The organism is Virgibacillus indicus (assembly GCF_002266285.1).
Lineage (GTDB): Bacteria > Bacillota > Bacilli > Bacillales > Amphibacillaceae > Virgibacillus_K > Virgibacillus_K indicus.
In genome coordinates, this window is sequence record NZ_NPMS01000001.1 from 1,011,564 (window position 1) to 1,022,835 (window position 11,272).

Consider the following 11,272-nt stretch of genomic DNA (forward strand, 5'->3'; position numbering starts at 1 on the left):
AGTTTAAAGGTCAGCAGAAATTTCTGCTGACCTTTCTATTTAAACTCCATCTTCCAGCTGTAATAATCATTATCCGGATTTTTTTCATAGCGTAAATAGGCATTGAATTTGCTGCCCTTTTTGCTTGTCAACCCTTTAACATGGGCACGTTTATTCTTTAAAAGAGCTTTTACCATTGTTTTGGTCGGCTTTTTTCTCATTGTGGAAAGGTATTTATCATTTTTCCAGATTATAAATTTACAGCCTTTTTTCCAATTACTGCAGCCAAATCCTTTATAGCCTTCTGTAATTTTACCGCCACACTGTGGACATGTTCCCAATACTTCATTCGTTTTCTTTGCTGAACTAATTTCATTTATTATAACATCTTGATCATTTATGATTGTTTCAACAGATTCCTTTGTAAAATTGAAGACTATATTAAGAAACTCCTGCTTATTGGCCTTTCCTTTTTGAATATCAGATAACGCTTTTTCCAGCCGTCCTGTAAATTCAAGATCAAATAAATTTTGAACCGGAAATGTTTCAACAAGTCTTCTGCCAAGAGCTGTACTTAGTAAATTTTTACCTTGTGTTGTGATATAACCAACATCCTTTAATTTCTTGATGGTTTCAGCTCTGGTAGCCGCAGTACCGATACTGAATCCAGTCAAAATACTTCCCAGCATTTCTTCACTATCTTCTTCTTCCTTAATGCTTTTCCCGCACGTTTCCATTACACGCAGTAACGTTCGCTCGGTATGATGCTTTGGAGGTTTGGTTACATGTGAGGTAACCTTCGAACCTACGATACTAACATTGTCGTTAACATGAACTAATGGCAAAATTGTATCTTTGGATTGAATTTTTTCAATCTTTTTCCAGCCTTCAACGAGTTGGACCTTGCCTTTGGAAACAAAAACTCCATTCAGTTCCCCCACTTTAGTCGTTAGTTTAGTCTCTTCATATTCAGCAATTGGCATGAATTGCATGATGAAACGGTTTTTAATTGCCTGATAGACAATTTGTTCATCACCGGTGACTCGCTTCGGCTTTAAGTAAGTTGGAATAATCGCACTATGGCTTTCCACTTTGGAGTTGTTAAATACCCGCTTTGTTTTCATAAATTTAATTTCGGCTTTGTACGGAAGATCCTCTGCATGGGTTTTTAGTACACTTGCTGTTTTGCCGACAAGGCTTTCCTCTAACGCAATACTCGATGTTCTTGGATAAGTGATAAGCTTTTTTTCATAGAGTGACTGGGCAACCTTCAACACTTTATCTGAAGTCCAGCCTTTATATTTATTTGTAATATATCCTTGTAAATTTGATAGATTAAATAGGAATGGTGGAAATTCTTTCTTTTTCTCCACCTGCTTGTCTCTGATAACCCCTTGTTTGTTTTGAATGGCATCACGAATTTGGTCCAATGTTTCCTTTTTCTTAAATTTTTCTTGTTTTTTTTCTGTATATGTACCTTCATATTGCTGTTCATCTTTTGTTTGAAAGGTTGCTGTCAGTTTAAAATAATCCTCTGGCTTAAAGTTCTCGATTTCCTTATCCCGATCATAAATAATTTTTAATGTTGGGAGCAGCACCCTGCCTATATTCAGTGCTTTGCCCTTCCCCTTCTGATATTTCAATGTGGCGACAGAGGTTAAATTAATTCCGATTACCCAATCTGCCCATTGTCTGCTTATCCCAGCATCCCTTAAAGGCTTCATCGTTTCATTGGAATTTATATTTTCAAGTCCTTGAAGAACCTCTTTCGGTGTCCACTCATTAAGAAGCAAGCGGGAAACTTGCTTCTTAGGCCTGCCACCTCGATAGATAATACTATCACCGATCAGCTGACCTTCCCGATCATAATCACATGCTGAAATGATCATCGCAACATCATTTCGTTTTATTAATCTATGGATTGTCTTTAATTGTTTTTGCGCTCCACCATCCGGGTACTGCCGGTTCCGTGGATTGCTTTTCACTTTATATTTAAATTCGTCCGGAATAAATGGAAAGTTATCCATTTTCCAGCGAGCCATTTTACTGTCATAATCTTTCGCATCATATAACTCTACCAAATGGCCAAATGCCCAAGTGATAATATAGTTATTTCCTTCAAAATAACCGTCTTTTTTTGTTTTTATTTTAAGTGCGTCGGCAATATTTTTTGCAACGGAGGGTTTTTCTGCGAGAATTAATTTCATTGTGAATCTCCTATTCTAATGAATTTGTATTTGGAAAATTATAGGCCATTCGGGGATTGAATAATGATTTGGGAGGAGGTTTATTATAATCATTATACTATATTAACGTTACTCATTCTAATAAAATAGCATAAATTTACCATTCAAAGACTAAAACAAACCCTGCAGGAAAATATCCTGCAGGGTTTCATTTTAGTTTTCTTCTATTTCTTTACGATTTTTCTTAAATAATTTTGATAGTATTTCGTAAACGATTGGAACAATAATCAATGTAAGTAACGTTGAACTTGCCAGTCCGCCAATTACGGTAATACCAAGACCTTTTGAGATCAAGCCGCCACCACCATTGCCAATTGCTAATGGAATTAGTGCACCAATAGTTGCGAGTGCTGTCATTAGAATTGGACGAAGACGTGTTGCCCCAGCTTCCAAAATTGCCTCACGTAAGCTCATACCACTTCGTTCCATTCGGATAATACGGTCTACAAGTACGATTGCGTTTGTTACAACAATACCAATTAACATCAAGAGACCCATCATTACAGATACCGAAATGGTTTCACCAGCAATCAGAAGCCCAACGAATGAACCAATTACTGCAAACGGCAATGAGAATAATATCGAAAATGGAGCCACACCTTCACCAAATGTTACAACAAGAATGAAGTAAACAATTGCGATTGCTGCAATCATGGCTATAGCGAGCTGGGTAAATGTTTCTTCCATATCTGCTGCAACACCAGCTACACCGACTTCCACACCGCTCGGCAAATCAAGCTCATCAATAGCTGAATCAACTTCAGAAGTCGCTTTTGATATATCATCACCAATTACAGTTCCAGAAACCGTTGCATGGTATTCATCGTTACTGCGTGATAATGTATTTAATGTTGTGTCTTCCTCAACTGTGACAAGTTCAGAAAGTGGCATGGTCGTACCTGGTGCTGTTTGCAGTGGTACAGGCATTGCTAAAAGCTCATCAATTGATTCCGGCTGAGCTGCCTTTTCCTGCTGCACAATCACATCAAGTGCTTCTCCATCTTTTTCAACAGTTGTTAAAACATCTTGTGAAGCAGGTGTGCTTAACATCGCAACAATTTGACCTGTTGTCAAACCGTACTGCAGCAGTTCATCCTGTTCCACGTTCAATACATATTCAACATACGCATCCTCTTCACTTGAAGAAACATCTTCAAGGCCATCGTTCTCTTTCATTACATCTTCTACCATTGTAACGGCTGCGTTCAGCTTATCTAAATCTTCACTATAGAAAGTATAGCTGACTTCATTTGTTGCCATACCCATAGAGGAGAAATCCTGGCTCTTCCATTCGCCGGATTGCCCAATGTTAAACACATATTCTTCGATTTCTTCACGAGCCTCAGGAAAATTATCCATTTCAGGATCAAAGATTAGGTACATTAATGCACCACCAGCACCTCCACCCATCATCGCTGACATTTCATCCCCGGCTTCAGTTACTGATAATTGAACAATATCGATATCATCATGTTTTAATAATTCTTCTTCGACAACTGCTATGTTATCCTGGGTTTCTTCCATTAATTCACCTGTCTCAGGTGTATAGGTTAAATACATGACTTTTTCTTCTTCACTTCCTAAGAAGCTAAACCCAATTAATGGTGTAAGCATTAAGCTGCCGACCAACAACAGAATTGCCACAGCTGATGTAATCACTTTATGGTTTAGTGTCCAATCAAGCGACTTTTTATAAATTTTTGCAAGCTTGCCTTGTTTTTTATGGTGATTACTTTTCGTCTTTTCACTGTATAGTTTCTTTTTAAATAAGTAATGTGACAGTGCAGGTACGATTGTAATCGCAACAAGTAGTGAAGCAATAAGCGCGAAAGTCATCGTTAATGCAAATGGCATAAATAATTCGCCAACCATACCACCAACAAAAATAAGTGGTGCAAATACAGCAACCGTTACTAATGTTGAAGATAAAATTGGTTTGAACATTTCAATGGTCGCTTCACGTACAAGTGCACGGCCTGAAAGTTTCTCTTCTTTTAAGTGAATTCGCCGGTAAATATTTTCTACGACTACGATGGAGTCATCAATTACACGACCAATTGCTACTGTTATTGCACCAAGTGTCATAATATTTAACGTAATTTCCATCCAGTTCAGAAGCAGTAATGCCATGAAAATGGATACTGGAATTGAGATAATCGAAATAACTGTCGATTTAAAATCACGTAAGAATAGCATAATGATTAGAACTGCAATCAATCCACCGAATAGTGCTTTTTCAATCATTGTACTAACAGATTCTTCAATGGGCTCACCTTGGTCCAGTGAAATATCAACTACAAGACCATCAATATTCGATTCTTCTTCTTTCACTAAATCTTTTACTGCATTTACAACATCTACGGTATTATTCTGCTGACCCTTTACGATTTGGATTGCAATTGCGTTTTCCCCATTCGTGCGGGAAACAGATTGTACTTTACCTACCGTTTCAATTGTCGCAATATCGCTAAGTTTTACAAATGGAGATGGATTTGCTTCGGAAGGTGTGACTGGAATGAGCATTTCTTTTAGTTCATTTTCAGTCATGAACTTGCCATCCACAGATACCGCTTGTTCACCTTCCTTAAATTCATAAAGTCCTAAAGAAACTGCCATATCACTTGCTTGAATCATTTCTTTTACAGTATCTTCCGTTACTTCAAGTTCCGCCATTTTTTCTTCATCATATGTGAGTTCTACTTCCTCAATATGCTGTCCGGTAATAGTTGCGGAAGCTACCCCGTCAATTTTCTCGATTTTCGGAAGTAGCAGGTCATTCACTGTTGATGTCAATTCAACAATGTCTTCTGTTGTACTGCTCACACTTAATGCGACAACAGGCATCATATTCATGCTGATAGCTGTTATTGACGGTTCCTGCGCACCATCTGGTAATGTAACTCCTTCAATCGCTGCTTCCAGTTCCCTCTTCTTCTCATCCATATCGACGCCATAATCATATTCCACTTGAATATTTGCCATACTTGATGATGAATTTGAGTAAACAGCTTTTATATCTTCAAGATTTTCAACCGCATTTTCCAATGGTATGGAAACATCTTCCATAACCTGTTCTGGAGTTGCTCCTGGGTATACATCCATTACCATAAGATATGGAATTGAAATATCAGGAATCGTCTCCGTTTTCATTCGTGTCCCAGCGTAAATACCTGAAACAATAACAATGATGGTTAGCAGCCACACTGCAAGTTTATTTCTCAGGACAAAATTAACTATACCTTTCACTTCTGCACCTTCCCCTTATTGACTAATTGGTTCCATTTACTTATAATAATGACTAATCGGTCACGTGTCAATGATAAGAATGCTGGGAGTGTGGAGAAAATAAAAATGACAAAAAAACAATTAATTATGGAAAAGTCAATCGAATTATTTGCATCTCAAGGATTTGATGCTACTTCAGTTCAGCAAATAACGGAACATTGCGGCATTTCCAAAGGAGCGTTCTATTTATCTTTCAAGTCCAAAGACGAATTGATATTGGCGTTAATCGATCATTTTATGATGGAAACCGTTTCCAGTATTGACTATCTGGTCATAAACGCAAATGATAAAGATAAACTCTTATATGATTTCTATTACTTATGTTTCGACTCTGTTAACCAGCATTCTGAATCCGCTTTGATTTTCATCAAAGAACAAACACATCATTTAAATGATGAACTTATTTCGAAAATGCATTATTACAATCAACTCATAGAGAAATCTATACTTTCCATAATTGAATACGTATATGATGACACTGTGCAATATACCAAGTATGATCTGGTTTATTGTATCCAAGGCTTTATCAAAACGTATATGGAGCTATTTTTCTTCTATAACCTGCCGGCAGATTTTGATACATTATGCAAATCTCTTGTAGAAAAAACAAATGTATTAGCTAGGCACACGACAATTCCGTTTTTATCACAGAATCTGATTGAAATGATAAAGCAGCCATTGAACACAGGCATTGCAAAGGAACAAATAATCCAAATGATTGAACAAGATATAGATGAAATTGAAGAATCGATTGAAAAGGAATCTTTAATTTTATTAAAAGAGGAACTTGAAAGACCAGCATTAAGCCGTGCTCTTATTAAAGGATTACTTGAAAACATTCGGCATCAGGTCCAGTGTAAAACCACTTTTTATGTACTGAAAAGCTATTTTAATTTTGAGTAGTGTTGTCTTAGGGCTAATAAAAACTAGTTTTATAAAAACTTTAAAGCCCGGTTTCTCGGAGTACTTAATACTAGGAACCGGGCTTTTTTATACCATACTTTAGATTTTTACAGCAGTTTTTTCTTCTTGCTTTTTCAGCTCACTATTCAAAAACTTAGCAACTTCCAGCATCCCAAACTTCCCGTTTTTTGCCTCTGCATCACTATTGTAATTCGTGTTCGTATTAATGTCATACGTAAAAATATTTCCATCTTGATCCTCAATAAATTCAATCCCGGCAATGTTAATATCATTTGCCGCGAGAACCTGTTCATATTTCCTAAGAATGGGATGGTCAAATCCTTCTCTGATTTGGAATTTCTCCTGCCCTGGTGCTTCCTCGCCAGCAGGGCAGAACTGATCTTCAATGGTGCAGGCATCTGCCGGGCAGAGCTCAAATCCCTCTGATGTATCAACTCGGACAGCATAGAGGAACTTGCCGCCAACAAATTCACAGCGTGTGATGAAAGGCTCTGGTGCTTCGATATATTCCTGGATCAAGGTGATTCCATCGACAGGCTCTTCAAAGCTGTCCCCTTCCAAATAGTTCTGCAATGCTTCAACTGTTTGAAAAAGCTGGACACCAAGGCCCTTTCCTGCTCGATTATGCTTTGTGATAAATTTCTTTCCTTCGAATGATTTTGCGGCTTTTAATAATTCTTCCTTTCCAATTGCGGCAATTGTTTTTGGTGTCTTTATTCCGAATTTTTCAAGCTCTAAATATTGCAGTACCTTGCTTACCTCCAATTGAAGTGCACGGCTTCCGTTAATCACTTTTCTGCCATGCTGCTCCAGCCAGGCAAGGACAGCATTCGTTAATTCAGGTGCAAAGCGATGCCCCCTTGTATGGGAGGATGCACTCATCCTGTTGTAAAAAACACCCTCTGGCGGAACGGAATTCAGATCAACACTTCCGGAATCCAGTAACCAGTCTTCATATGGAAGCTCTAATTCTTCCAATCTATTAATTAAATGTTGTGTCCATTCATTATTTTCGTGTATCACGTGTATTTTACTCATACTGCTTCTCCTCCCATTAGATGTTTGTTAGCGATGCTCTCAATTCTTCAACCTTGGGCATCACCTGTTTTGAAAAACGTTCCAGCTCCTCCAGCTGTGGAGAACATTGTAATAATAGCAGGTCAACTCCAGCCTCTTCAAAAGCCAGGATCTGCTTGGCAATTTGTTCTGGAGTTCCAACCAGATTTGGACGAAGTCCCCGATTTGATACCGAATAATCCTGCAGCTGAATTTGCTGTTCAAGTTGTGACTTTGTTGTAAAATCCTTGAATCCAGCATAGCCGCTTGTATCTTTGACAGTCGTAATCCGCTCCAATTCTGCTTGCGCTTCCTCTTCTGTATCCCGGCAGATGACATATGCAGCCATCCCAAATGATTGGAGTGGCTCACAACCTGCTGCCCTTCTGCGTTCTTTCATGTCAGAGATTTTTGCCTCTGCCTCATCCACGGTATGCCCATGAATAACGTATGAATCGCAAAGTGAGGTGACTACCTGCTTGCCTTTGTCACTTTCACCACCTGCATATAAAACAGGATTTGGACGCTGAACCGGCTTTGGTGAAAGCTTTGTATTTTCTAGTTTGTAAAACTTTCCATCATATGAAAACGTCTCTTCTGTCCATAATCCTTTTAATATTTCAAGAAATTCGGTGGTCCGATCATAACGCTCATCATGTTCAGTAAAATCTCCACCATATTGCTTCGCTTCCTCAGCCCACCAGCCTGAAACGACATTTAATGTAAATCTGCCATTACTGATATGATCAATCGTTGCAGCCATTTTTGCTGTAACTGCAGGATTATGGAATAATGGGCGAACAGCTGTCATAATTTCAATTTTTTCGGTTACTGCTGCCAATGCTGCTGCCGTTGACCAGGCCTCAATGGAATCTTCTTCAATTCCTTTAATATCGTTTAAATACAATTCCGCGATTAATGTTGTATCATAGCCCCATTCTTCTGCGGATTGAATTACTTTCTTCGCATAGTCAAAGGTTGGCGGCATATTTTCATCCTCAATATTCCGAAGCCATCCGCCAAATATTGGCAGCCAAAATCCGTACCTCATAAGACTCATCCCTTCTTTTTCCTCCTTTTAAATACAAAAAACCCTTTTCCCAAAAAGAAAAGAGTTTAAAATCCAAAAGATTCTTCACCTCTTATCTTTCAAGCAAATGCCTGATGGAATTGGCACAGTATCCATCTAATTCCTGGACCTGTTGCCGAGACTTCAAAGGGCCATTTCCCTCCATCTCTCTTGATAAGAAAACATTATATTTAATTGTTAAATGTTATAATAAGGCAAAATATTCAAACTGTCAATGAATTAATTCTAAGTGTGAGGGTTGGAATAATAAATCTGGTGTTCTGGCTGCATCTCGTGATGTACAGCAATAGCGTGGAAAGTTACATGATATTTGTGAAAATTGTTTGATGGACTTGGAAAAATCGTGCGATAACAGTATAAACTCGCTCGGTACATGCCCGAAGTCGCGTGATAAACATTAAATCCCCTATTATCACGCGGCTTCTTTGCTTCATCGCGCGACGTTAAGTGGTTGCTGCACGACTTATACCTTTACCCGCATAATCAGGAAAACTCCGCGAGTTGCACACACGATGCGCAACTTCGGCTATACAACTTGAATCATTAACATTTACCATTTACTATTACTCCCATCAGCCTGTCCTCTATTTCCTTTCCCTCTTCTTCATCCAACAGATTATTAATCATAATGGAAAAAATCAGATTTCCACCATTTTTTGTTTCTGCATAGCCGGATAATGTACTTACACCTAGTATTGTGCCAGTCTTTGCTTTTACGGATAATCCGTTCATTCTTTCCCGCAGTGTCCCTCCTACCATCCGCTTTTCTACGCCAGACTGTGGCAGGGAATTGAGAAATGCAGGAAACCATTTTTCGCCCTGTACAGCATACAACAGGTCCGCCAGCTCATTTGCCGGAATCAGATTACAATGTGAGATGCCCGAGCCATCCCGGATAATCATCGTATCAAGATCCAGTCCCAATCGGATCATCTCCCTTTTCAGTACCTCAATTCCCTTCTCCCAGCTTCCTTCACCATACACCCTCTTCCCCATCTCTTTTATTAAAATTTCACCATGACCATTATTGCTTAATTTCATAAATGGAACGAGCAATTCAGCCATAGGCATGGACCGATGGGAAAACAGCTTCTCTGCATTTATCGGGGTCTTTCCTGTTTTTACGGTTCCTGTCCATGAGGTACTTTGTTTCTTTAATGCTTGCCTGAAAAGGTCCAGTGCATAATCTGTTGGTTCCCATACAGAAATCCACTCTTTTCTGACCTCTTCTCCTGCTGCAATGACACCTTGTACTGTAATCGTATTTCCGCCATGTTCCCGTACAATGATTAATTCATCCTCTTCAGCCTCCTCTGCCGTAATTGCTTTATTAATGACAGTTACATAATCCGTCGCTGGCGATACATGGACAGCAGGAACTTCTCCAGCAGCACCAGGAATCACTTCAATTATGACAGAACCAGAATCATAATCTTCATTAGGGGAAGCTGTTAATGCCGATACCTGTGAGCCATAATAATAATGCTCATCACTCCAGTTCAAATCCGCAGAAAGCCTGACATCATCATACCATGTATCATCACCAATGATATCTCCATTAATTTCAGTAATACCCTGCTTCCGAAGTTCTACAGCAAGCTTTTCAAAGTCAGCAGGAAGCAAGGTTGGATCCCCTTTCCCAACTAAATAAAGATTCCCCCGGAGGCTGCTTCTATGTAATGAGCCATCCATTTTCAGTTCCGTTTGAAACCTATAATCTTCCCCTAAAACTGCCAATGCTGCAGCTGCTGTTAACAATTTCATATTTGACGCAGGATGCAGACGGGTATTGGGAAAATGTTCATATATTTTTTCTCCGCTGGATGCGGAACGAATACTTATTCCAATTAATGCACCTTGCAATTTAGGTTCTTCTTTTATAAATTGATCCAGTCGCTGATTCATGAAATACCCTCCCAAGTGAACTTCCTTTGTATATATTTCTACAATGCTTTCGAGATTCCTTTTTTGCGTCTCTGTTTAGCTCTATTAGAAAAGGGAAGATATTTATAGAATATGCAGGAGGGATAGTATGACTATTAAAGCAATATTATTGAACTGTTCACTGAAATCAAGTGATGAGGAATCGAATACACAAAGCTTGATGAATGAGGCAATTAAGATTTTTGATAAAGAAAGAATCGATTCCGAAGTTGTTCGTGTGGCAGATTATAATGTGGCTCATGGCATTTCCGATGATGAAGGGGATGGTGATGAGTGGCCCAAGATATCTGAGAAAATAAAGGCAGCAGATATCATCGTAATAGGAACCCCACTCTGGCTTGGTGAAAAAAGCAGTATAGCCACACAAGTAATCGAGAGAATGTATGGGGCAAGCTCATTTACGGATGACAATGGCCAATCTATTTTTTATAACAAAGTTGGCGGTGTTGTTGTTACAGGAAATGAAGATGGCGCAAAACACGCAGCTCAATCTATCCTATACGGCTTAACACATATGGGACTGACCATCCCGCCGAATGTTGATGCCTACTGGGTCGGTGAAGCGGGACCAGGAGCTTCGTTTATTGAAGCAGAAGGTTATAAAAATGATTTCACGATGCAGCATGTAAAATTCCTGTCCTATAATTTGATCCATTTTGCAAGAATGCTGAAAGAGCATCCGATACCTGTCAAAGGGAATACATTGGAATAAACTAGGGCTAAGGGGTCTGTACAGGACAGATCCCTT

The 11,272-nt window shown here is 38.9% G+C and carries 7 protein-coding genes and 1 riboswitch; of the genes, 2 read left to right on the forward strand and 5 right to left on the reverse strand.

Going from position 1 to position 11,272, the window contains the following annotated elements; genetic code table 11:
- Positions 1 to 35: 35 nt before the first annotated feature.
- Both CIL03_RS05140 and CIL03_RS05145 read right to left on the reverse strand, forming a co-directional pair.
- Entirely contained in the window at positions 36 to 2,186 is a 2,151-nt protein-coding gene (locus CIL03_RS05140) for a type IA DNA topoisomerase (protein ID WP_094884168.1), read from the reverse strand.
- 192 nt (positions 2,187 to 2,378) lie between these two features.
- Positions 2,379 to 5,471: an efflux RND transporter permease subunit gene (locus CIL03_RS05145; protein WP_094884170.1), complete on the reverse strand. Its 3,093-nt coding sequence runs from the start codon at positions 5,469 to 5,471 to the stop codon at positions 2,379 to 2,381.
- A gap of 105 nt (positions 5,472 to 5,576) precedes the next feature.
- On the opposite strand from CIL03_RS05145, the gene CIL03_RS05150 reads away from it, so the two are divergent.
- Positions 5,577 to 6,413 carry a TetR/AcrR family transcriptional regulator gene (locus CIL03_RS05150; protein ID WP_094884172.1) on the forward strand — a complete coding sequence of 279 codons (837 nt, stop codon included), beginning with the start codon at positions 5,577 to 5,579 and terminating at the stop codon, positions 6,411 to 6,413.
- A gap of 99 nt (positions 6,414 to 6,512) precedes the next feature.
- Here the strand turns inward: CIL03_RS05150 and CIL03_RS05155 are convergent, their stop codons facing one another.
- The 3 genes from CIL03_RS05155 to dacB form a co-directional block, all read right to left on the reverse strand.
- On the reverse strand, positions 6,513 to 7,472 hold the full coding sequence (locus tag CIL03_RS05155) for an ATP-grasp domain-containing protein (RefSeq protein WP_094884174.1): 960 nt from the start codon (positions 7,470 to 7,472) through the stop codon (positions 6,513 to 6,515).
- 16 nt (positions 7,473 to 7,488) lie between these two features.
- The gene (locus CIL03_RS05160) at positions 7,489 to 8,541 is read right to left on the reverse strand and encodes an LLM class flavin-dependent oxidoreductase (RefSeq protein WP_094884471.1); all 1,053 of its coding nucleotides are present in this window, start codon (positions 8,539 to 8,541) and stop codon (positions 7,489 to 7,491) included.
- Positions 8,542 to 8,629: 88 nt separating this feature from the next.
- Positions 8,630 to 8,740, reverse strand: a riboswitch (SAM riboswitch).
- Positions 8,741 to 9,123: 383 nt separating this feature from the next.
- Positions 9,124 to 10,485 carry a D-alanyl-D-alanine carboxypeptidase/D-alanyl-D-alanine endopeptidase gene (gene dacB / locus CIL03_RS05165; protein WP_094884176.1) on the reverse strand — a complete coding sequence of 454 codons (1,362 nt, stop codon included), beginning with the start codon at positions 10,483 to 10,485 and terminating at the stop codon, positions 9,124 to 9,126.
- A gap of 127 nt (positions 10,486 to 10,612) precedes the next feature.
- Here dacB and CIL03_RS05170 point away from each other — a divergent pair, with 127 nt between their 5' ends.
- Positions 10,613 to 11,236, forward strand: a complete 624-nt coding sequence (locus CIL03_RS05170) for a flavodoxin family protein (RefSeq protein ID WP_094884178.1) — start codon at positions 10,613 to 10,615, stop codon at positions 11,234 to 11,236.
- Positions 11,237 to 11,272 lie beyond the last annotated feature (36 nt).

Excerpts from the sequence above, each read along its gene's own strand:
- CIL03_RS05140 (WP_094884168.1), bottom strand. The coding sequence starts at position 2,186 with ATGAAATTAATTCTCGCAGAAAAACCCTCCGTTGCAAAAAATATTGCC.
- CIL03_RS05150 (WP_094884172.1), top strand. The coding sequence starts at position 5,577 with ATGACAAAAAAACAATTAATTATGGAAAAGTCAATCGAATTATTTGCA.
- CIL03_RS05155 (WP_094884174.1), bottom strand. The coding sequence starts at position 7,472 with ATGAGTAAAATACACGTGATACACGAAAATAATGAATGGACACAACAT.
- CIL03_RS05160 (WP_094884471.1), bottom strand. The coding sequence starts at position 8,541 with ATGAGGTACGGATTTTGGCTGCCAATATTTGGCGGATGGCTTCGGAAT.
- dacB (WP_094884176.1), bottom strand. The coding sequence starts at position 10,485 with ATGAATCAGCGACTGGATCAATTTATAAAAGAAGAACCTAAATTGCAA.
- CIL03_RS05170 (WP_094884178.1), top strand. The coding sequence starts at position 10,613 with ATGACTATTAAAGCAATATTATTGAACTGTTCACTGAAATCAAGTGAT.